The sequence below is a fragment of the Pseudomonas sp. S2_A02 genome (assembly GCF_054668495.1).
This window is the reverse complement of the sequence record NZ_CP162776.1, coordinates 900,165-920,616: the sequence shown is the minus strand read 5'-3', so window position 1 is coordinate 920,616 and position 20,452 is coordinate 900,165. Positions and strand designations below refer to the sequence as shown.

At 59.3% G+C, this 20,452-nt stretch carries 19 protein-coding genes and 2 pseudogenes; 8 read left to right on the top strand and 13 right to left on the bottom strand.

Annotated features, from left to right (window positions below; genetic code table 11):
• From AB4O41_RS03905 to AB4O41_RS03885, 5 genes are read right to left on the bottom strand one after another with little or no spacing between them, the layout of a single operon-like run.
• Nucleotides 1-645, bottom strand: coding sequence for a tetratricopeptide repeat protein (locus AB4O41_RS03905; RefSeq protein ID WP_460146366.1), 645 nt, complete (start codon nucleotides 643-645; stop codon nucleotides 1-3).
• Nucleotides 642-1,451, bottom strand: a complete 810-nt coding sequence (locus AB4O41_RS03900) for an SDR family oxidoreductase (protein WP_460146364.1) — start codon at nucleotides 1,449-1,451, stop codon at nucleotides 642-644. Before AB4O41_RS03900 ends, AB4O41_RS03905 begins: the two co-directional genes overlap by 4 nt.
• Nucleotides 1,438-2,112: a TenA family transcriptional regulator gene (locus AB4O41_RS03895; RefSeq protein WP_460146362.1), complete on the bottom strand. Its 675-nt coding sequence runs from the start codon at nucleotides 2,110-2,112 to the stop codon at nucleotides 1,438-1,440. The genes AB4O41_RS03900 and AB4O41_RS03895 overlap by 14 nt, the downstream gene beginning before the upstream one ends.
• Entirely contained in the window at nucleotides 2,109-3,590 is a 1,482-nt protein-coding gene (locus AB4O41_RS03890; RefSeq protein WP_460146360.1) for an AMP-binding protein, read from the bottom strand. Before AB4O41_RS03890 ends, AB4O41_RS03895 begins: the two co-directional genes overlap by 4 nt.
• Entirely contained in the window at nucleotides 3,580-4,257 is a 678-nt protein-coding gene (locus tag AB4O41_RS03885; protein ID WP_460146358.1) for a thermostable hemolysin, read from the bottom strand. The genes AB4O41_RS03890 and AB4O41_RS03885 overlap by 11 nt, the downstream gene beginning before the upstream one ends.
• A gap of 187 nt (nucleotides 4,258-4,444) precedes the next feature.
• Between AB4O41_RS03885 and AB4O41_RS03880 the strand changes: the two genes are divergently transcribed.
• Nucleotides 4,445-5,017 carry a cytochrome b gene (locus AB4O41_RS03880; RefSeq protein ID WP_460146356.1) on the top strand — a complete coding sequence of 191 codons (573 nt, stop codon included), beginning with the start codon at nucleotides 4,445-4,447 and terminating at the stop codon, nucleotides 5,015-5,017.
• 142 nt (nucleotides 5,018-5,159) lie between these two features.
• On the opposite strand, the gene AB4O41_RS03875 is transcribed toward AB4O41_RS03880, so the two are convergent.
• Entirely contained in the window at nucleotides 5,160-6,968 is a 1,809-nt protein-coding gene (locus tag AB4O41_RS03875) for a monovalent cation:proton antiporter-2 (CPA2) family protein (protein WP_460146354.1), read from the bottom strand.
• 115 nt (nucleotides 6,969-7,083) lie between these two features.
• Nucleotides 7,084-7,973: pseudogene (locus tag AB4O41_RS03870) on the bottom strand (LysR family transcriptional regulator).
• Between the two features lie 159 nt (nucleotides 7,974-8,132).
• On the opposite strand from AB4O41_RS03870, the gene AB4O41_RS03865 reads away from it, so the two are divergent.
• The 5 genes from AB4O41_RS03865 (at nucleotide 8,133) to AB4O41_RS03845 (ending at nucleotide 13,926) form a co-directional block, all read left to right on the top strand.
• The gene (locus AB4O41_RS03865) at nucleotides 8,133-9,215 is read left to right on the top strand and encodes a 4-oxalomesaconate tautomerase (RefSeq protein ID WP_460146352.1); all 1,083 of its coding nucleotides are present in this window, start codon (nucleotides 8,133-8,135) and stop codon (nucleotides 9,213-9,215) included.
• Between the two features lie 48 nt (nucleotides 9,216-9,263).
• The gene (gene dctA, locus AB4O41_RS03860; RefSeq protein WP_460146351.1) at nucleotides 9,264-10,583 is read left to right on the top strand and encodes a C4-dicarboxylate transporter DctA; all 1,320 of its coding nucleotides are present in this window, start codon (nucleotides 9,264-9,266) and stop codon (nucleotides 10,581-10,583) included.
• Between the two features lie 136 nt (nucleotides 10,584-10,719).
• Nucleotides 10,720-12,024 (top strand): CitMHS family transporter, encoded by a 1,305-nt coding sequence (locus AB4O41_RS03855; RefSeq protein WP_460146349.1) that lies wholly within the window; start codon nucleotides 10,720-10,722, stop codon nucleotides 12,022-12,024.
• 95 nt (nucleotides 12,025-12,119) lie between these two features.
• Nucleotides 12,120-13,373 (top strand): OprD family porin, encoded by a 1,254-nt coding sequence (locus AB4O41_RS03850; RefSeq protein WP_460146347.1) that lies wholly within the window; start codon nucleotides 12,120-12,122, stop codon nucleotides 13,371-13,373.
• A gap of 214 nt (nucleotides 13,374-13,587) precedes the next feature.
• On the top strand, nucleotides 13,588-13,926 hold the full coding sequence (locus AB4O41_RS03845; RefSeq protein ID WP_447790152.1) for an FKBP-type peptidyl-prolyl cis-trans isomerase: 339 nt from the start codon (nucleotides 13,588-13,590) through the stop codon (nucleotides 13,924-13,926).
• Nucleotides 13,927-14,172: 246 nt separating this feature from the next.
• Here the strand turns inward: AB4O41_RS03845 and AB4O41_RS03840 are convergent, their stop codons facing one another.
• The 4 genes and pseudogenes from AB4O41_RS03840 to AB4O41_RS03825 all read right to left on the bottom strand — a co-directional run bounded on the left by AB4O41_RS03840 (nucleotide 14,173) and on the right by AB4O41_RS03825 (nucleotide 17,628).
• A complete protein-coding gene (locus tag AB4O41_RS03840; RefSeq protein WP_460146345.1) occupies nucleotides 14,173-14,481 on the bottom strand; it encodes a hypothetical protein in 309 nt (102 codons plus the stop codon).
• A 52-nt stretch (nucleotides 14,482-14,533) separates the two neighbouring features.
• Entirely contained in the window at nucleotides 14,534-14,773 is a 240-nt protein-coding gene (locus AB4O41_RS03835; protein ID WP_460146344.1) for a pyocin S6 family toxin immunity protein, read from the bottom strand.
• A gap of 14 nt (nucleotides 14,774-14,787) precedes the next feature.
• Nucleotides 14,788-16,009 (bottom strand): annotated as a pseudogene (locus AB4O41_RS03830) (S-type pyocin domain-containing protein).
• Between the two features lie 497 nt (nucleotides 16,010-16,506).
• A complete protein-coding gene (locus AB4O41_RS03825; protein ID WP_460146342.1) occupies nucleotides 16,507-17,628 on the bottom strand; it encodes a cytochrome P450 in 1,122 nt (373 codons plus the stop codon).
• Nucleotides 17,629-17,709: 81 nt separating this feature from the next.
• Here AB4O41_RS03825 and AB4O41_RS03820 point away from each other — a divergent pair, with 81 nt between their 5' ends.
• Entirely contained in the window at nucleotides 17,710-18,474 is a 765-nt protein-coding gene (locus tag AB4O41_RS03820) for an ArsR/SmtB family transcription factor (protein WP_460146340.1), read from the top strand.
• On the opposite strand, the gene AB4O41_RS03815 is transcribed toward AB4O41_RS03820, so the two are convergent.
• Nucleotides 18,471-19,079, bottom strand: a complete 609-nt coding sequence (locus AB4O41_RS03815; RefSeq protein WP_460146338.1) for a LysE family translocator — start codon at nucleotides 19,077-19,079, stop codon at nucleotides 18,471-18,473. The genes AB4O41_RS03820 and AB4O41_RS03815 overlap by 4 nt on opposite strands.
• Before the next feature lie 104 nt (nucleotides 19,080-19,183).
• On the opposite strand from AB4O41_RS03815, the gene AB4O41_RS03810 reads away from it, so the two are divergent.
• Entirely contained in the window at nucleotides 19,184-20,110 is a 927-nt protein-coding gene (locus tag AB4O41_RS03810) for a LysR substrate-binding domain-containing protein (RefSeq protein WP_460146337.1), read from the top strand.
• On the opposite strand, the gene AB4O41_RS03805 is transcribed toward AB4O41_RS03810, so the two are convergent.
• Nucleotides 20,100-20,441 carry a hypothetical protein gene (locus tag AB4O41_RS03805; protein ID WP_030129381.1) on the bottom strand — a complete coding sequence of 114 codons (342 nt, stop codon included), beginning with the start codon at nucleotides 20,439-20,441 and terminating at the stop codon, nucleotides 20,100-20,102. The genes AB4O41_RS03810 and AB4O41_RS03805 overlap by 11 nt on opposite strands.
• Between the last annotated feature and the right edge of the window lie 11 nt (nucleotides 20,442-20,452).

Genomic DNA, 20,452 nt, shown 5'->3' with positions numbered 1-20,452 from the left:
TCAGTTGAGTTTCTTGTTCACGTCCACCAGTAATGCCTCGATCTCTTTGCGGCGTCCGGCGTCGGCGCTTTCCCGGCCAGGACGGGGCGCTGCTTGCAGGGCTTTTTGCAGTGCATCCTTGGCTTCACCATAGCGCTTTTGACGGTAAAGGTGATCGCCCCAGAAGTACAGACTGTCGATGCCGGCCGGGTTCAGCTGCAAGGCCTGCTTTAACAGTTGTTCGGCCTTGTCGGCGTCGCCGAAACCGATGGGCCAGCCGGGCACGCGATCATACAACGCCGCAAGGCTGGTGTAGGCCGAGCCTTGCAGGGCTTTGGGATCAATGGCCAGGGCTTTTTCCAGATCGACTTTGGCGGACTTGGCTTTGCTCAGGGCGCCGAGGCCACCTTGGGCTCCGGCCCAACTGCTGGTGACAATGCCGGACCAGACCCATGCTTCGGCCAGGGATTGGCGCTCCTGGGTGAACGCCGAGGCCTGGGTCGCGAGTTTTTCGAAGGCCGCGGTGCGCTGTTCGGCGGGCAATTCGTATTGGATATGCGCCCAGCTTTGCGCAATGCCATTGAGGCGCTGCTGATCGGCGGCGTCCAGCGCCCAGACGCTTTGGCTCAACACCCCGAACAGCAGGCACATGACGATTTTTTTCATGGTTTGAGGCTCTCGTTATCGGGCTTCTGACTGAGGCGACGGATCAGCGGCAATTGCTTGCGCAATCCACGGTCCACCAGGTGCGGCAACAGACTGTTCAGGCGAACGAAAAAGCGTTCCGGCCAGCCCAGGTAAAGATCGCGCCGGTCACCGGCAATCGCGTGGATGACCGCCGTGGCGACGGTTTGCGGATCGTCGACATTGGCTTTGAGCGCATCGTTCAGCGCCTGGGCTGCCGGGCTGTTCATGCTGGTGTGGGTCGCCCGGGGGGCGACGTAAAGCACGCTGATCCGGGTGTCGGCCAGCTCCCGGCGCAGGGCTTCGGAGAAACCGCGCAGGGCAAACTTGGTGGCGCAATAGCTGGCGTAACCGGGGTAGCCGATGGAGCCGTAGGTCGAGCCGACGTTCACCACCATGGCGCTCTCGGCTTGTTTGAGCAGCGGCAGCAAAAGCTTGGTCAGGCAGATCGGCGCGCTGATGTTCACCGCTAGCATCGCATTGATCTCGCTGTCATCGAGCTGTTCGAGCATGGCGAAGTGATTGACCCCGGCGGCATTGATCAGCAGGTTGATGCCGCCGATGGCTTCGGCCGCGGCCAACACTTTGTGTCGGTCGCCGGGGGCGGTCAGGTCAGCGCCGACCCAACACAGGTGCAGCGGGTAGCGTTCGAGCAAGGGCTCCAGCGCCTCTCGGTGCCGGGCCACGGCCAATACGCGTGCGCCACTGGCACACAGGGCGCTAGCGATGGCCAGGCCGATACCGCCGCTGGCTCCGGTCAAAACCACGCGGGCTTCATGCAGCTGCATGCAGGTTCTCCCCATCGCGGGGCAGGCCGCGGAACATGTCGGTATAGAGTTTGTAAACGACCTTCGAGGCATGAATCACCGCGGCTTGATCCGCCGGATCTTCGAGTGTGTTCATCAGCCGGCGGTAGGTCTGCATGTGTTCGATATCCAGCGAACCGTGGGAACTCAAGTAGCTGAAGGCGGTTTCCGGCAGCGCCAGGCGCTCGCGGATGTTGCCGGCCGCGTGGGTGGCCAGGGCAACGCTGGTACCTTCCAGTACGTTGACCATGCCGAACAGCCCCACCGGGTTGTCTCGGGCAATCAGGTCATAGAGGAAGCTGACCATCAACTCGATTGGCAGCGAGGGACGACCGTCACGCACCGCCTCTCTGTCGCCGCCACAGGCCGCGATGTCGTCGAGTACCCATTGCTCGTGGCCGTATTCGTCTTCGATGTACTCGCACACCGCTTTGCGCAGCCATTCCAGCCGCTGCGGCAGACGTGCGCCGCAGGCCATCATCAACGGCACGGTATGACGCACGTGGTAGTAGGCCTGGGCGAGGAAGGCGCGGTAGCTGTCCAGGCTGACCTTGCCCTCGAGGGCATCGCGGATGATCGGCAGGTTGAACAACTCGTGGCGTTCTTGCTGGGTGGCTTCTTGCAGGGTGTCGAAAAAACTCATGATGCGGATTCCTCGGAAAAAACGAAGTCAGTGAGCTGCGCCCGGTAGCGTTCGACGATGGCGTCGCGGCGCGGTCGGCCATTGGCGGTCAGCAAGCCGTTGGCGGCGGTGAACGGTTGATCGAGACGGGTCCAGTGATGAACCTGGGCGTAATCGGGCAAGGCCTCGTTGGCCTGGGCTACGGCGGCGGCGAGCTCTTCATCGGTGCAGTCCGGCCGATGGGGCCAGAGCAGGGCGTGATTGGTTGGCATCGCTTCGCCGTAGACGAATGCCTGAGCGATGTGGCGACGCTGAGTGAGTTCAGCCTCGACCCATTCCGGATTGACGTTGCGGCCGAAACTGGTGACGAACTGATGCTTCTTGCGCCCGTTGAGGTAGAGAAAACCTTCCGGATCGAACTCGCCGAGATCGCCGGTCGGCCACCAATCATCGCTGAAGGGCGCTTGCCCCAGATAGCCGAGCAGGGTCGAGCCCTTGACCAGCACTTCACCATCGTCGGCCAGGCGAATCTCGACATGGGGCAGGGGCCGGCCGACGCTACCAGGGCGGCGCGCGCCCGGGCGATTGAGGCACACCACCGACGAGCATTCCGACAACCCGTAACCCTCGTAGACCGGAATGCCGATGCGCTGAGCGCGATGCAGTAACTCTTCGGAAACCCGTGCGCCACCGACCGCGGCAAAACGCAACGATTGGGGGTTGAATGCTTTTTGCTCGGCGGCGCTGACCAGCATCAGCAGCAACTGCGGCACCAGGATCAAGCTCTCGGGTGCGCGGATGGCCAGGCAACCCAGCAGCCGCGGCACATCGACACCGCTGGCACCCTGAATGCCCAGGGTTTTCTGGCTCGGTACGCTCAAGGTCGCGCCGGCATACAGCGCGGCATAACAGCCGAGGTTTTCCAGCAGAATCGCCAGGGGCAGCAGCGCCAGGTGATGTCGTGGATCGGTGGGTTTGCTTGCCTGGTCCAGCTCGCGGGCCACTCGCAAAAGGCTCTCGGCGCTCAGGCACACGCCTTTGGGTGTGCCGGTAGTGCCTGAGGTGAAGGTCAGCTTGGCGGTGCCTTCGGGTATCAGATTCGGACCGCTGAAGGTGCGACACCAGAATTCGCCGGTCCTCTCGTAGCCGGCCGCTTGCAGTTCGGCTTCCAGTTCCGGTTCGGCAATCACCCGTTCGGCCTGGCTCTGTTCCAAGCAATGACTGCGTTGTGCCGGGCTGAAGAAAGGCGGCAACGTCAGGCAGGTCAGGCCTTCGAACAGTATGGCCAGATCCCAGAGCATCGCCTCGGTGCCGTTGTCCAGGGCCAGCGCGACCACTTTGACGTGCTCATCGCGCAGACGCTGTTGGCGGTACATGACCTCGGCGTACAGCGTGGCGTAGTCCAGTTTCAACTGATCGCCCCACAGGGCGATGGCGTTGGTCTTGCGTTCGGCGTGACTGCGCAGGGTCTGTTTGAAGCGCTCCATTTCAGGCGACATGGCTGGACTCCTCAAGGGACGTCGGCAACCCCAGGCGATTGAACAGACCGATGTTGCGCAAATGGATAAAACCGGCGCGGATGTTGCCGACATGCACCCATGGCTGACTCTCGTAATAACTGCCCCAGAGGTGACGGTCGTCGCCCAGTCGCGCAGGATCGGCGGCGCAGAGCGTCACCGGCTTCAAGCCCAAGCGATGAAAACTGTTCACCAGCCCGATGTTGCCGGTGAACGCCACCCATTCCAGCCCGCCCATGGCCAGCAGGTAGGTGATGGCGATGATGCTCAGGCGCGCACTGCCAGTATCGCTGGCAGCGAGGTTACCCACCTCGACAATACCGGCCCGGTCCACGGGTTGACCGGCAGCATCGCTGATCAGCGGATCGATCCCCTCGTCCAGGTAACGCTCCAGAAACAGCGGTTCGGCACTGGCCAGTCGTACGCCAGCCACCGCACACAGCGTGCCTGACGCATCGCTCATGCCGAACAGCTGCGGCATGAATTGGCGGATGTCGGCGCCGTGGGCCTTTCGAAAACGTTGCTGGATAAAGGCTTCGAAAACCGGACGCTGGGGATCGTCCGGCAAGGCTCTGGCCAGACTCATCTGCGGAGTTTCGGCTTGGCCGAAGTGCAGGGGCAGAGGGATGTTCCAGTCGAAATCGGGCATGGGCAAGAACGCCTCCCTGAGTAAGTTTGGGAGGAGTATCAAAGGCAATTCTTAACGGAGTCTGAAGGTGGACCTTCAGATTGTCTTAAGACTGGACGGGCAGGGTGGCGCCGATCGGTTCGACGAAACCGGATCCAGGCTGTACGAAATGAGTCGGCAGCCGCCACTGATCTTCACGAGGCCCCCTATGACCCGAGATTCAGCAGTACACCGGTATGGAAAACTCTCGATCACCTTGCACTGGCTGATGCTGGCGCTATTCGTCGGTGTTTATGGTTGCATCGAGATCAAAGGATTGTTGCCCCGTGGACATGCCCTGAAAGGCCTCTTTCTGGGGCTGCACGGCGTATTCGGGTTGAGCATTTTTGTGCTGGTCTGGGTTCGCTTGCTCGGGCGCCTCACGCCTCGGCCACCGATTACTCCGGCCCCGCCCACTTGGCAGACCGGCGTCTCGCACCTTATGCATCTGGCGCTGTATGGGCTGATGATTGCTACGCCGCTATTGGCCTGGTTGATGCTGGCCGCCGGGGGCAAGCCGATGCCGTATTTCGGCTTTTTCCTGCCGGCGCCGATTGCGGTTGATCCCGATCTGGCCAAGCAACTCAAGCATTGGCATGAATTGCTCGGCAGCACCGGCTATTGGTTGATTGGTTTGCACGCAGCGGCGGGGTTGTTCCATCACTATTGGGTTCGCGACAACACGCTCACGCGCATGCTGCCGGGGGGCTCTGGTGTGGGTGTCAATGAGCGTCAGCGATAATTCGGGTTTGCCAGGAATACCGCGTTATCGTTCATCGCGAGCAGGCTCGCTCCCACAGTAACCGAGTGCGCCACAAGATTTGCGGCTGACATAGATCCAATGTGGGAGCGAGCCTGCTCGCGATGAAGACATCAGATTCACCTCAAACCTTACCCGCTTCCTCTTCCAACTGATCCGACTCAAACAGTTTTGCCAGTTCCGCCCGCGCTTCCTGCGCGGTCTGCATCACCTTGGCCGCATCGTCATACACCGCGTGCTGGGCCTCCAGCACTTGTTCATCGTGATGGGTAAAGCGCTTGATCCGCGCATCCGCCTGGGCCTGGGTCAGACCCAGTCCGACCAAAGTCCGTCGGGTCATTTCCAGGCTGGAGTAATAGGTTTCCCGCACCGCCTGAGCCCCGACATCCACCAACCGGTGCACGTGCTGACGGTTACGGGCGCGGGCGATGATTTTGATGTGCGGATAAAGCTTGTGCACCACCTCGGCCGTCTTGATATTGGTGTCTGGATCATCGGTGGCAATCACAAAGAACTCCGCTTGCTCGACCTTCGCCGCGCTGAGGATTTCCGGGCGCATCGGGTCGCCGTAGAACACCGGTACGCCGCCGAAGCTGCGGGACAGTTCGATGGTTTCCACCGACGTATCGAGGGCGACGAACTTGATGTTCTGCGCCCGCAGAATCCGCGCCACGATCTGCCCCATACGGCCCATGCCGGCGATCACTACGCGTGGTGTGTCGGTGTCGATTTCGCGGAACTTCTGCGGCACTTCCACCGGTTGAACTTTCGGCTTGACCAGTCGTGCGCAGGCCAGCAGCAACAGCGGTGTCAGCGCCATCGACAGGGTGATGGTCAGCACCAGCAAGTCGTACAGACGCGGCTCGAACAGGCCCTGATCCCGGCCGATCTTGAACACCACAAAAGCAAATTCACCACCGGCCGCCAGCACAATCCCCAAACGAATCGCATTAACCTTGCCCAAGCCGCCCGCCAGTCGACCGACCACAAACAGCAACGGCAGCTTTATCGCGATCAGCAGCACAGTCAGCCCCAGCACCACAATCGGCGCACTGAGCAACAAACTCAGATTGGCACCCATGCCGACACTGATGAAAAACAGCCCCAGCAGCAGGCCTTTGAACGGCTCAATCTGCGCTTCCAGTTCGTGGCGATATTCGGAATCCGCCAGCAGCAAACCGGCGAGGAACGCGCCAAGTGCCATGGACACGCCGACCAGGTCCATCAACCACGCCGTACCAATCACCACCAGCAACGCGGTAGCGGTGGACACCTCCGGCAGACCGGTCTTGGCCACCACGCGAAAAACCGGGCGCAACAGATAACGCCCGCCAATCACCACCACCGCAATACTGCCCAGCACCCGCAAGCCATGGTTCAAATCTTCGGCGGCACTGCTGGTGTGATCGCCGCCGGCCAGCAGCGGCACCATCGCGATCAGCGGGATCGCGGCGATGTCCTGGAACAGCAAAATCGCGAACGCCAACCGCCCATGAGGGCTGGTCAGTTCCTTGCGCTCGGCCAGGCTTTGCAAACCAAACGCGGTGGACGACAACGCCAGGCCAAGGCCCAGCACGATGGCGCTGTTCAGGGATTGACCGAACACGAACAACGCCAGCACGCCAATCACCGACCCGGTCAGCAGCACCTGCGCCAGGCCCACGCCGAACACCGATTTGCGCATCACCCACAAGCGTCGCGGCGACAGCTCGAGGCCGATGATGAACAGCAGCAACACCACCCCGAGCTCGGAGATGTGGCTGACGCTTTGCGGGTTACCGATCAAGCCCAACACCGACGGCCCGATGATTACCCCGGCAAACAGATAACCCAACACCGCCCCCAACTGCAGGCGCTTGGCCAAGGGGACGGTGAGCACCGCCGCGAATAAAAAGACGACAGCGGCTTGCAACAGGTTGCCTTCGTGGGGCATGGCGAAACTCCAGGGTGTGGCAGGCGAGAATGGCTCGCCCGATTTTCAGCGGGGCGTCAGGATAAAGGCTGGCGTCCTTTCAGTCAGCAAGGAGATTGCTGGTCGAGTTCACGGCTTAGTGGGGCCATTGTTCGAGCAGGATCGAAACGAATTTCTCCGCCGCTGGCGATAGCGATGCGCCCCGACGGTATACCAGGCCGAGTGTCCGGTTCACCACAGGATCGGTGAGCGGAATGCTCACCAGTGTCGGGTGATCCGCCGCCGGCATGGCGAGGCTCGGCATGGCGGAAACCCCTAGGCCGGCTTCGACCATACCCAGCGAGGTGGACAAATGCTGCACCTCATAGAACCACTGCGGACGCCAGCTCAGGCCCGACAAGGCGTGGTCCAGGATCATGCGATTGCCGCTCAGGCGCCCGACGCCGATCAATCGGTAATCGCTCAACTCTGACCAGGTCACAGACGTCCGCTTGGCCAGTTCATGGTCACGACGGCAGGCCAGAACAAAGGGTTCGTTGACCAGTGAAACGAATTCGATGTCCGGGTGCTGGCCGCTCATCATGTTGATGCCAAAGTCGGCTTCCCCCCGCAGCACCGCTTCGAGCCCTTCATTGGCGCTGAGGTCGAGCAGACGGATGCGGATTTTCGGATAGCGTTCGTTATAAAGACGAATTACCGACGGCAGAAAGTAAAACGCAGCGGTTGGAATGCAGGCCAGGGTCACCTGACCGATTTGCCGTTCGGCCAACTCACGGATGTTCAGGATCGAATCGTCGAAGTCATCCAGTAATCGACGAGCCTTGGGCAGGAAGTCGCGACCGACGCTGGTCAGGCTGACCTTGCGCGTGGTGCGATCGAGCAACGTAGTCCCTAAACCCTCCTCAAGTTTTTTATCCGCCGGCTCAAGGCTGGTTGTGACAGATGCAGTGCATCGGCAGCTTCGTGAAAACTCCCCAGTTCGGCGATTTTCACGAAAGATCGGATGTCCTGGAGTTCATATTCCATGTTTTATCTCGTCGGAGGAGGGCGCTGAATCACGGTAAAACTTTCTTTTGTGAAACGCAATAAACGCTCTGATCTTTGCATTGGAAACACAATTACTTCCCTGTCACTCTTGTTTGCAAGACATCAATTACCTCGATTGATTAACAAGAGCTAGTGGCCATGCAACGAATTCCTTGTGTGCTGATGCGCGGTGGTACCTCAAAGGGGCCGGTTTTTCTCGCTTGGGATCTGCCGGTTTCGATTCAAGAACGCGATGAGCTGTTGCTCTCGGTGATGGGCTCCGGTCACGAACTGGAGATCGACGGCATTGGCGGCGGCAGTCCGCAGACCAGCAAGGTCGCCATCGTCAGCCCTTCGTTGCATCCCGATGCCGATGTTGATTACTTGTTCGTTCAGGTCATGGTGTCCCAGCGTCGGGTGGATACCGCCCCGAACTGCGGCAACATGCTCTGTGCGGTCGGGCCGTTTGCCATCGAGCAGGGCCTGGTCAAGGCGGCCGGTGAGCTGACCCGCGTGCGGATTCGCAACCTCAACACCGGCACCTTCGTCACCTCTGATGTGCAGACGCCAGACGGCAAAGTCAGCTATGAAGGCGACACCGCCATCGATGGCGTGCCTGGCAGTGCGGCACCGGTTCAACTGACGTTTCTCGACGCTGCGGGCAGCAAGACCGGCAAGCTGTTTCCAACCGGCAGCACCCAGGATTGGTTCGACGACATTCCAGTGACCTGCATCGACATGGCCATGCCGATGCTGATTGTCGAAGCGCGTCACCTGGGTAAACACGGCGATGAAACACCGGACGAACTGGACGCCGACAAAGATTTTCTGCAGCGCCTCGAAGCTCTGCGTTTGCGGGCCGGCATGGCGATGGGTCTGGGCGACGTCAGCGACAAGGTCATCCCCAAGCCGGTGCTGGTATCGAAGGCCAAGGCCGGCGGCACGATTCAGGTTCGCTACTTCATGCCGCACAACTGCCACCGTGCGCTGGCCATTACCGGCTCTATCGGTCTGGCCACGGCCTGTGTCAGCGAAGGCAGTGTGGTCGCGCAGATGCTCGGCAATACCGGCGGGCCGCGTCTGCAACAGGTGCGAATCGAGCATCCGAGCGGCGGCATCGATGTTGTCTTGTCCTACACCGGTAAGAAGGGTGAGACAATCCGCGCCTCCGTTGTTCGTACCGCCCGAAGGCTGTTTTCCGGCTTTGTGTATGCCCCGGTTTCCCAACGGCTCGCCGGGTAGTCTTCCCGCGCAGTCACTGCAGTTTTTGCATCAGAACAATTCTAAAAAATGGGTGATGCCATGAAAATTGTTAAATCGCTCTATTTCCAGATCCTCTGCGCCGTACTGCTGGGTGTTGTGGTCGGGCACTTCTGGGCCCAGCAGGCCATTGCCCTCAAGCCGCTGGGTGATGCCTTCATCAAGCTGATCAAAATGATGATCGCGCCGGTGGTGTTCTGCACCATCGTCACCGGCATCGCCGGGATGAGCGACAAACGCTCCCTCGGTCGCTTGCTCAGCAAGACTATGTTGCTGTTTCTCGGGCTGACGGTGATCAGCCTGATCATCGGCCTGGTCGCGGTCTACGTGTTCAAACCGGGCGTGGGCATGAACATCGATCCGAGCCAATTGAGCACGGCGGGCTTGTCTCAATTCACCGAGTCCGCGGCGAAGCTTGGGGTGGTCGAGTTTTTCATGCACATCATCCCTGACACCTTTATCGGTGCATTCAGTAAAGGCGAAGTACTGCCGGTGTTGTTTATCGCGGTGCTGTGCGGTTTCGCCCTGTCTTCCCTGGGTGAACGCGGCAAGCCAGTGCTGGATGTACTGGAAGCGGCGTCGCAGATGGTGTTCAAGATTTTCTCCTACCTGATGCGGTTTGCGCCGATCGGTGCCTTCGGGGCACTGGCGTTCACCGTCGGACAGTACGGCATCACCTCGCTGGGTTCGCTGGCGAAGTTGATCATGACCTTGTACATCGCCTGCGCTTTCTTCGTCTTCGTGGTGCTCGGCAGCATTTGCCGCGCCAACGGCTTCAGTCTGTGGAAGCTGTTGCGTTATCTGCGCGAAGAGTTCTTGGTGGTGCTGGGCACGTCCTCCACCGAACCGGTCATGCCACGCATGCTGGAGAAACTCCAGGCGTTGGGTTGCAGCAAAGGTGTGGTGGGGCTGGTGTTGCCGACGGGGTACTCGTTCAACCTCGACGGTACGGCAATCTACCTGTCACTGGCGGCGGTTTTCATTGCCCAGGCCTGCAACATTGATCTGACCTTGACCCAAACCTTGACCATGCTGGCGATCATGTTGCTGTCGTCCAAGGGCGCGGCAGGGGTGACGGGCAGCGGTTTCGTGGCGCTCGCTTCCACGCTCACGGTGATGCACGACATTCCGCTGGCGGGCTTGGCGCTGTTGATCGGGATCGACCGGTTCATGTCTGAGGCGCGAGCCCTGACCAGCCTGGCGAGCAACGCCGTGGCGACGGTGGTGATCTCCATCTCCGAGAACGCCTGCGACCGCCAGGTCCTGCTCGATACCCTGGACGGTAAAAACCCGGCCGCGCCTGACGGCGATCAAACCTGGGACCGCATCGGGACCACCGGTCACCTCTAGCACCGCGCAACCACTGCAACAACCTAACCTTTTTTATTACCTGCTGCCGGGCGTCGCTGATCGCGTCGCCTGGCGGGCCCGGGGTCGTTCGCCTGCGCGTCGGCCACGCATTCCATAACAACAAGAGAGTTGCCCTATGCTCGCCTTACTCGGCTTGGCCATGGTGGTTGTGTTCACGTTCCTGATCATGACCAAGCGTCTGTCACCCATCGTTGCGTTGACCGTTGTTCCGATTGTCTTTGCGGTGATCGGTGGCTTTGGCGGAACCACCGGCAAAATGATGCTCGACGGCCTGAAGATGGTCGCACCGTCGGCGGCACTGCTGCTGTTCGCGATTCTGTTTTTCGGTTTGATGATCGACTCAGGGTTGTTCGATCCGTTGATCCGCAAGATTCTCAAACGGGTCAACGGTGACCCGATGAAAATTGCGGTCGGCACTGCGCTGCTGTCGCTGACGGTCGCCCTGGACGGTGACGGCACCACCACTTACATGATCACCTGCGCGGCCATGCTGCCGTTGTACAAGCGTATCGGCATGAACCCGATGATTCTGGCGACCATTTCCATGCTGTCGCTGAGCATCATGAGCGGCATGACCCCTTGGGGCGGCCCGGCGACCCGAGCAATTGCCGCGCTGGGGCTGGATGCCGGGGCCTACTTCATTCCATTGTTGCCGACCATGATCGGCGGCGCCGCGTGGGTGGTGTTCACCGCGTTCCTGCTGGGCCGCGCCGAGCGTAAACGCATCGGCAGTATCGAGCTGCAGAGCGGTGGCGGCGATTGCTACATCAAGGCGATTCTTGAGGACACGCCGCACAAGCGCCCGAAACTGGCCTACGTCAACCTGTTGCTGGTGACAGCGGTGATGGGCGCGCTGGTGATGGGGCTCATGCATTCGGCAATCCTGTTTCTGATTGGCTTCGTGCTGGCGCTGCTGATCAACTACCCGCAACTGGATATTCAAAAAGAGCGCATCCTCGCGCACTCCGGCAACGCCATGACTGTAGTCCTGCTGGTGTTCGCGGCCGGTGTCTTCGCCGGGATTTTCTCCGGAACCAAAATGGTCGACGCTCTGGCGCAAACCCTGGTGGACTGGATTCCACCGTCCTGGGGGCACCTGTTCCCGCTGGTAGTGGCGATCACCAGCATGCCGTTGACCTTCGTGCTGTCCAATGATGCCTATTACTTCGGTGTGGTGCCGATCCTCGCCAACGCAGCGGCAGCCTACGGGATCGACCCGGTGGAAATCGCCCGGGCGTCGATTCTTGGCCAACCGGTGCATCTGATGAGCCCGCTGGTGGCGTCGACCCTGTTGCTGGTGGGGATGGTCGATCGCGACCTTGGAGACTTCCAGCGCGCCACCGTCAAATGGGCGGTGCTCACTTCCTTGGTAATCACAGCTTTAGCCCTGCTGACGGGCGCCTTGACGCTGTTCTCCTGATTCATCCCTGACTCGCTACTTGACAGAACTTCACGCGCCCGATCGCGGATGCGCGGTCTCGTGCATCCTTAAAACAACAATATGAGTAGTTCGACATGACCCATTTTCTGACTCGCGGGGCTCTTCTTCCTCTTCTGGGTGTGTTGCCGATGGCCACTGCCGGTGCGAGTGATTTCATCGACGACAGCAAGTTGAAGTTGCAACTGCGTAACGTCTATTTCAACGAAAACTTTCGCGATGAACATGGCTTGAGCGCACGCTCCGCCAGAACCGCCAAAAGTGAGCGTACCGAGTGGGCCCAGGGTTTCCTGCTGGATTTCCAGTCGGGGTTCACCCCTGGCACTATCGGTTTCGGGGTCGACGCATTGGGTCTGTTGGGTGTCAAACTCGATTCCGGTCGTGGCCGCAGTGGCACCGGTCTGTTGCCGGTACACGATGACGGTCGCGCCGCCGATGAGTTCGCCAGTGCCGGGGCGGCGGCCAAGGTCAAACTGGCCAAGACCACCCTCAAATACGGCACCCTGCTGCCCAAAACCCCGGTGCTGATCTACAACGATGCGCGCTTGCTGCCGCAAACCTACGAGGGAGGGCAAGTCACCAGTACCGACATCGAAAACCTGACCCTGACCGGCGGTCATCTGGACCGATTCAAACTGCGCGATTCCACCGACAGCGTGTCGATCGTTCCTGATGGTTATTCAGGCGACAAAGGTGGCGATTTCACCTACGCCGGCGCTGACTACAAACTCGGCAAGAACACGCGTCTGAGTTACTTCTACGGTGAGCTGGAAGACTTCTATAGGCAGAATTTTGCCGGCGTCCAGCACGATCTGCCATTGGGTCCCGGTGTGTTGACCGGTGACTTGCGCTATTTCAACAGCCACGACGCGGGCCGTGCCTACGCCTCGAAAATCGATAACGACATGCTCAGCGGCCAACTGTCTTTCGCTGTGGCGGGGCACACCTTTGGTGGCGGTTACCAACAACTCAGCGGTGACGCCGGGTTGCCATACATCAGCGGTGCGACGGTGTACTCGTTCAGCAACGTTGGCATCGGCAAGTTCATCGAGGAGGACGAGAAGACCTGGATGCTCAGTTACGGTTACGACTTTGCGCCGTTGGGCGTGCCGGGGCTGACGTTCATGACCCGTTATCTCAAAGGCAACGATGGCAAGTCCGACACCCACATCAAAGAGTCCGAACGCGACACGGAACTGGCCTACGTGGTCCAGAGTGGCACGTTCAAGGGCGTTGGCGTGAAGCTGCGCAACTATGTCTACCGTTCGGACTTCGCCCGTGGACGTGACAGCAATCGGATCTATTTCACCTACGATATTGCCCTCTGGTAAAAGCGCCGAGGCGTTCGCTGCCACAGGTTGCGGACGCCTGTTTCAGTAGGTTGCGCGGTGAAGAAAACCGGATATTGTTCAAGCGCGGGGACCAACATGAGCGATCGCAAGGATCGCGACGGGGTCTATCTGAGTAAGTTGCCAATTGCCCGCATTTCTGGGAAAACGGCGCCCATGAAGCTTGTTCGGGCAAGCGCACACAAGAGTGAATGTAATGAATGATGAATTGCAGGTTATCGACCTTGAAGTGGGCGACGGCAAAGCCGCTGTCAAAGGCGCGCTGATCACTACCCAATACCGGGGTTGGCTGGAAGACGGCACTGAATTCGATTCTTCCTGGAGTCGGGGTAAACCGTTTCAGTGCGTGATTGGCACGGGGCGGGTGATCAAGGGCTGGGATCAGGGAATCATGGGCATGCAGGTTGGCGGTAAACGCAAGCTGCTGGTGCCGGCACATCTGGCTTATGGCGAGCGGACGATGGGCGCGATTACGCCGAATTCGAATCTGATTTTCGAGATTGAATTGCTGGAAGTGCTGACGCGGGATGATTGATGGCTGTGTGAGCTGAAACGACAAAACCCGCTGTATTTGTGAGGACACAGCGGGTTTTTGCTCTCTGTGGCGAGGGAGCTTGCTCCCGTTGGGCTGCGCAGCGGCCCTGAAACCTGTGCATGCGGTGTGTCAGGTAATCTTCGCCCGCCAGTTTTGCGGCTGCTGCGCACCCGAGCGGGAGCAAGCTCCCTCGCCACAGTTCGGTGTTCGGCTCGCGGAAAAAGTGTTCTTTTGCTAAGCGGCGAATCAAGTGAATGCCTCAATATCATCAAGAGTGTCCGAAACAGTCCCTTCCACGGAAGGAAATTTTTCCTTCACCTTCTCAAGGGCCGGGAGTACAGCACCCAAGTCCAGGTCACCATGCCTGCGAGCAATGTGACCGAGCGCGGTGATGGCAGCGGCTGCAACCGATTTGGATTCACTCTCGAGGTACTTCAGGCAGGTGTTCTGAGCCCAAATCTTGTCTTGCTCATTCAGGCCGATAGAAACCAATGCAGCGGCAACGTTCGTTTCTACGTCGCCCGCTAGCAGCTTCGACGCTTCTTCGTGGCTCATTGATGGATCTTGGTAGAGAAAGCCCACTGTTTAACTCCCGTCTCAGTTGTACCTACTCCCGCACCCCTATGAATAGGTCCAGTTCGGTCGGTAACTGCTCATTGAGAGCTATAGCGATTTGTTGGATTTGCTCGCCGGTTAGTAACCATTCCCCATCCGCGCTTTCATCAAGGCTTTTCCAGCCAAGAGCACCCATTACCGCGACTTCAAACTCAGGTCGAACTGTAAGGTCGTATTTTAAGGAGTCATCCTCGCCATCACCTTTTAAAAATCCACTAATCCATAAAAACATAAACAGCCTCTCAATTATTTTGGGGTGGTTCTGCGGGGTTTTGCGGGGTCTATCTGTTCACCTGTTTCGTGGTTGAACTCGCCAAGATGCTTACCTTGCTTGTCATACATCTCTATTGCGCCTGTCTTGCTATCCCATTCATATATTCGCCCCTTTCGGTCTTTCCACCGACTGCGCTTACTCCCCGCCCTGAACACTGCTTTTTGATTTAACAGGAAGGGCATCTGGAAATGCAGGTAATGCCAGCGGCGGCCGGTGGTACTTAATATCACCGCCGCCAGCAGATCTTGAAACCACAACATACAGCGGTTGCACACCGGAATCAGCCGGGAAAACAAGAATGAAGTCCTTGTACTCAGGCGGGTAGATCGGGTTGACGATGATGTTATCCGCCTGTTCGGTAGGCGGATAAATCCAGATCTGAGGTGCTTGTGGTGCGGCCTCTAGCGGGGGAATCGCTGAGGTGCTGGATGGGTCAACCGCTGGCGTCCATACCAGAGTTATCCCATCGCCAAAGTCAGCCACCTGCTGAGAACCCTGACTCTTGAACCGGACTACAGGAATCATTTCCCAGTCACGGCGCTTCTGGGTGTTGTACCCGTAACCCTTCAAGGTGCCATCAGATTGTTGCTCGACATGCAGTCGAACCCGTGTTCGGCCTTCCTTGAGCGATTTGAGCTGCTCTTCTGTGTACAGGGAGCTGTCGCTCAAGCTCGACGGCCACAGCAATGCAACCATTCCTGTCAAGGCGCCAGCAGCAACACCGGCCGTCACGACACCTGCACCACCAGCCGCACCCGTGCCGGTACCAGCAGCACCAACTCCGCCCAGAAGAAGCGTTCCCAGTGCAGCAGGTAACGCGCTACCACTGATTTTTTTGAGCGGGATATTTCCCGCGGCATCCTTTTCGCGGCCACCCAGCAGGGAGAATTTTCCGTAGTCGGTCAGTTTTTCGACAGGGACAAACCCGGCTGGGTTGTCGTGGTTGATTACTCCGTCGGGGAGGTTGCAGCTTTTGGCGAACACGCAACCCATTGAGCTGGATTGACCCAGCTGTTGAGGCAGCCTGACAAAACGGTCTTCATAGGCCTGCTGTCGGGCCAACATGTCGTCATAGGATTTTTGTCTGGCGTCGCGCTCTGCCAGTTCGGTGGCGGTCATGTAGCGGCTGGTGATGTGGTGCCCGTCGCCCGATGGTGGGTTTTGAATCCGAGGTATATCTGTTTTGCGAGCCATGAGCGTCCTTGTTTCATCTTTTGAAAACGATGCGGACGCTATATCAAAGGGCATTTGATAGATGTAGGACTGGTCTGAAACTCTGGTCGTTGTTACAAATTAGGCTTGTCGCTATAGACGGAAGAAACCCGCTATTTATGTAAATAGAAATGGCGGGTTTTTCGTTATCCGTGGCGAGGGGCTTGCCCCCGCTCGGGTGCGCAGCGACCGTAAATCCGGTCATCGGGGTTCTTCATGCATGACTGCGTGCGCCAGTTTTACGACTGCTGCGCACCCGAGCGGGAGCAAGCTCCCTCGCCACAGTTCAGTGTTCGGCTCGCGGTTAGTTCACCCGCGATGTAGGCTGTTGCGCATGCCAGAAATGGCGCGTTGTTTGTCATGCCGCCTTCGCGAGCAAGCCCGCTCCCACAAGGGATTTGTGTCGATCATAAATGTCGTGAATATCGACGAACGAATGTGGGAGCGGGCTTGCTCGCGAAGAACGATGACGCGGTCCGTCAGGTATTCAGCAGGTCGGTGAACAAAGGAATGCGCCCATTCAGGGAAGGGCGGTAGTGCCAGGTCAAACAGTCCCAAGCAGGTTTCATCGTCAGGATCTCAGTCAGCGTCGCGCTGGCAATGCTCATGGCCAGCACCTGCCCTGGACATTGATGACGCCCCGCGCCGAACGTGAAGCTGCGACGGTTCGGGCGGTCGAGCTGAAACGTATCGGGGTTGTCGTTGAGCTGCGGATCACGATTGGCCGAGGCCAGCAGCACCAGGATGACGTCGCCGGGGTTCAGGTTCACGCCGTCGATTTCACACGGCGCGACGACGAAGCGGCGGGTGTTTTGCACCGACGGGTCGAAGCGCTGGACTTCAGCGATCAAGTCATCAACTTGAGTCGAATTGAACTGCGGGTTTTGCCTCAACGCCAATAGCGCATTACCGATCAGCCCGGCAGTGGCTTCATAGGTCTGGGAGAACAGGCCGATCAGGTTGGCGATCAAGGTTTCAGGGTCGGTGGATGTCGCCGCGAAACGCTGCCGGATACCGGCGAGCAGAGCGCTTCGATTGCTCAGGTCAGCCAGAAGCTCGATGAAATATCCCTTCAGCTGTTCTGCCGCAACATGGGCGGTGTCCAGTTGCGCCTGATCACTGTGGGGCGACAAGCAGGCGACGAAATCTGCGGTCAGCTCGCTGATGGCCCGGCCCTGAGCCGGAGAAAAGCCCAGTAACGCCGCCACCACGCAGACCGGCCCGCGAAACATTGCCGTGTACAACCCATCGGCCCCAGGGGTAATCAATCGAGCGCTGACCAGTGAATTGACTTCATTCACATCAATCAGCGCCAGCCCCGGCTCAATCGCCGCCCTCGGGCACCGCTGCCGCTCACCCTCGTTCATCCGCATCAACTGACCGAACACCTTGCCGGCCATGCCTTGAGCAATTGCCTTGGGCACCGGCTCATGGGACGGCCGGACATGGCAATCCGGATGCGCCAGCACGGCGGCAACGGCTCGGGCGCTGCAGGCCACCCACAATTTCAGTCCTTGATGAAAAACCAGCCCACCCTCTGCGCGCAGTTGTGCGTAGTAGGGATAGGGATCGGCGTGAGTTGCAGCGATGATCGGGTCCATGGGTCGCAGCCTTATCGGTGGTTGGAAAGTGTTGCTACTATCTCCAGTCCGAGAGGGCCTTGATTCGTCCGGGAGCGAAATATGAACGCAGAACAACACGACATCGGCGTCTCTCAAGTGGCGGCAGCGATTGCCGAGCCGGCCCGGACGAAAATCCTCTGTTCGCTAATGGACGGCCATGCCCGCACCAGCACCGAACTGGCGACGGTTGCCGAAGTCAGCGCCTCCACCGCCAGTGCTCACTTGGCCAAGCTCAAGGAACTGGCGCTGGTGCGTTTGCACGTTCAGGGCCGTCACCGTTATTACAGCCTCGCGGACAAGCGCGTGGCCCAGGCCCTGGAAGCGCTGATGGTGATCGGCCAGAACGCCGCACCGACGTTCAACCCGCGCACCCCGGACCGCCTGCAATTCGCCCGCACTTGCTACGACCACATGGCCGGCACGTTGGCGGTGTTGCTGCATGACCGGATGATCGAAGCGGGGTGGTTGTTGGAAACCGATGAGCAAGTTTATCGACTGAGCGACAGCGGTGAAGCGTTGTTCGAAGCATTGGGAGCCGACGTCAAAGAACTAAGCACCTTGCGCCGCCGCTTCGCCTGTCCGTGCCTGGACTGGAGCATGCGTCGGCCGCACTTGGGCGGCGCCTTGGGTGCGGCGTTGCTGCAAACGGCGATCAAACGTAAATGGGTGACGCAGGATCTGGACAGCCGGGCGCTGGCGTTGACGGTGTTGGGGCGCAAGGAACTCAGTAGCCGGTTCGCCGTTGAACTGCCGGTACAGGTGACGACCGCACAACCCACGGCCACCGAGAACAGGCGTCGCGCGATCGTCAGTCCTGTGGCTTAGCGACTCGACGAGGCCATGAGCACGCCAAAGCCGGCGAAGGTCACGCCTGAGACTTTCGCCGCCAGCCAGGAACCCTTCGGGCTCGACAACCAGCCTTTGGCGGCATTGGCGAGCAACGCGTAGCTGCCATGCACCAGGATCACCAGTAAGCCGTAGGAAGCGACCAGTTTGAAGAACTGGGTGTAGAAGTGCGCCGAGGTGTCGATAAATTGCGGGAACACCGCCAGGAAGAAAAACACCGCCTTGGGGTTCAGAAACTGGATCGAAGCGGCTTCAAGGAAGCGATAGCCAGGGCTTGAGGGGCGCGTTTCAAGCAGTGCACTGAAACGATCCGAGCGCCAGTTTTTGTAGCCCAGGTACAACAAATAGGCGGCCCCTGCGTATTTCAACGCGGTAAAGGCGTTCGCCGAGGTGCTGAGTATCAGGCCAACGCTGGTGGCGCTGATGGCGGCGACGACAAACGCCCCCGACGCGATCCCCAGAATGCCCGGCACGGCTCCGGTCCAACCGTGGCGTATCGCGTTGGACAGGGTCAGGACCACGCCAGGCCCCGGGCTCAAAATGGTCAGGGTGGCGAAAAGTACAAAGAGTCCATAGCTGTTCATGTCGTGCTCCGTCGGTGGCGCTGGCTGTGTGCTGGCAGAGTGGCGTGACGACGAGAGCGTGACAAACGCTTTAATTAAAGCGCATAGGTGACTAAATTAGACGCATGAAAAATCCACTACCGCCGCTTAATGCTGTTCGCGCTTTCGCCGTTGCGGCTCGTCATCAGAGCTTCAGCCTGGCGGCCGAAGAGCTGCATGTCAGCCACAGTGCCGTCAGCCGGCACATCAAATTGCTTGAGGAGTACCTGGGCGTGCTGCTATTCGAGCGGCGTATCCGGCAATCGGTGCTGACACCGGCCGGCCAGCGCTTTTATGAGCAGGTCCGCGCCGGGCTGGCGCAGATCGCCAACGCCGCCGCTGCGCTCAAACAACATGCTTCGCTGCCGACCGTGAAGATCAATGTCCGTCCGTCCTTTGCCGTGCTTTGGCTGACGCCCAGGCTGGCGGATTTCATTGCGCAGCACCCGGACATCAAGCCGCAGGTGATCACGCAAACCCAGGCCCCCGATCAGGCGCGCGACGGGTTCGACATCGTCATTCGCCGTGGTCGTGACGATTGGGCACCGACGATTGAGGCGCGAGCGCTGTTCGAAGACGAACTCGTGCTGGTCGCGGCGCCATCGATGATCGAGCGCCTGCCCCTTGAAGAACTCACTTCACTGAGCCGACACACGTTGCTGACCGCCAAGGCACGCCGCGAAGACTGGCACCATTGGGCAATGCACGTTGGTCAAAGCCTGTCAGCCACTCAGGTCACCCGGCAGTTTGATCACATGCACCTGGTGCTTCAGGCCGCCGTGGAAGGACAGGGCATTGCCTTATGTCCGACCTCTTTGCTGGGCACCCATCTTTTGAGCGGACAGTTGATCTGCCCGTTGCCCGAGTTGCGTATGCCGTTGCCGCGTTATTACTACGGTGTTGCGCCGGACGTGACGGTGCAGACACGGCTGTTTGTGGCGTGGTTGTTTGCCCGGATTGCTCAGGATGAGCTGCATTGGCAAACACCTCGTGCTGTGACCGCTACGCCCTGAAAACCCAGACGATCTCCACAACCCGCACTGCCAAAATCAGGTAAAGCAGAAACAAAATAATTTGAAGCGCCGTGTGATAAGGCAACTTGGACAGCCGTCGCAGGCCGTCACTGACACTAAGCAGCATCAACACCGCTGATACCAGAATCAGCCCCCAACCCGCCAGATTCGAGGCGAGTAAGCCCATAAACAACTGTTGATCGCTATGCAGCGCATTGGTGCCCGCCGCGAACAGCAGGGCGCACACCAGCAGGTTCTTGATGTTGTCGAACACTTGCGTGGTGAAATCGGTGTCCAGCAAGGCCAGATACTTTCGCCAGAATTTGCCCATGGTTGTGGTGG

Bases quoted from the DNA above. Each gene is read 5' to 3' on its own strand.
- AB4O41_RS03905 (WP_460146366.1), bottom strand. From the start codon at position 645: ATGAAAAAAATCGTCATGTGCCTGCTGTTCGGGGTGTTGAGCCAAAGC.
- AB4O41_RS03900 (WP_460146364.1), bottom strand. From the start codon at position 1,451: ATGCAGCTGCATGAAGCCCGCGTGGTTTTGACCGGAGCCAGCGGCGGT.
- AB4O41_RS03895 (WP_460146362.1), bottom strand. From the start codon at position 2,112: ATGAGTTTTTTCGACACCCTGCAAGAAGCCACCCAGCAAGAACGCCAC.
- AB4O41_RS03890 (WP_460146360.1), bottom strand. From the start codon at position 3,590: ATGTCGCCTGAAATGGAGCGCTTCAAACAGACCCTGCGCAGTCACGCC.
- AB4O41_RS03885 (WP_460146358.1), bottom strand. From the start codon at position 4,257: ATGCCCGATTTCGACTGGAACATCCCTCTGCCCCTGCACTTCGGCCAA.
- AB4O41_RS03880 (WP_460146356.1), top strand. From the start codon at position 4,445: ATGACCCGAGATTCAGCAGTACACCGGTATGGAAAACTCTCGATCACC.
- AB4O41_RS03875 (WP_460146354.1), bottom strand. From the start codon at position 6,968: ATGCCCCACGAAGGCAACCTGTTGCAAGCCGCTGTCGTCTTTTTATTC.
- AB4O41_RS03865 (WP_460146352.1), top strand. From the start codon at position 8,133: ATGCAACGAATTCCTTGTGTGCTGATGCGCGGTGGTACCTCAAAGGGG.
- dctA (WP_460146351.1), top strand. From the start codon at position 9,264: ATGGGTGATGCCATGAAAATTGTTAAATCGCTCTATTTCCAGATCCTC.
- AB4O41_RS03855 (WP_460146349.1), top strand. From the start codon at position 10,720: ATGCTCGCCTTACTCGGCTTGGCCATGGTGGTTGTGTTCACGTTCCTG.
- AB4O41_RS03850 (WP_460146347.1), top strand. From the start codon at position 12,120: ATGACCCATTTTCTGACTCGCGGGGCTCTTCTTCCTCTTCTGGGTGTG.
- AB4O41_RS03845 (WP_447790152.1), top strand. From the start codon at position 13,588: ATGAATGATGAATTGCAGGTTATCGACCTTGAAGTGGGCGACGGCAAA.
- AB4O41_RS03840 (WP_460146345.1), bottom strand. From the start codon at position 14,481: ATGAGCCACGAAGAAGCGTCGAAGCTGCTAGCGGGCGACGTAGAAACG.
- AB4O41_RS03835 (WP_460146344.1), bottom strand. From the start codon at position 14,773: ATGTTTTTATGGATTAGTGGATTTTTAAAAGGTGATGGCGAGGATGAC.
- AB4O41_RS03825 (WP_460146342.1), bottom strand. From the start codon at position 17,628: ATGGACCCGATCATCGCTGCAACTCACGCCGATCCCTATCCCTACTAC.
- AB4O41_RS03820 (WP_460146340.1), top strand. From the start codon at position 17,710: ATGAACGCAGAACAACACGACATCGGCGTCTCTCAAGTGGCGGCAGCG.
- AB4O41_RS03815 (WP_460146338.1), bottom strand. From the start codon at position 19,079: ATGAACAGCTATGGACTCTTTGTACTTTTCGCCACCCTGACCATTTTG.
- AB4O41_RS03810 (WP_460146337.1), top strand. From the start codon at position 19,184: ATGAAAAATCCACTACCGCCGCTTAATGCTGTTCGCGCTTTCGCCGTT.
- AB4O41_RS03805 (WP_030129381.1), bottom strand. From the start codon at position 20,441: ATGGGCAAATTCTGGCGAAAGTATCTGGCCTTGCTGGACACCGATTTC.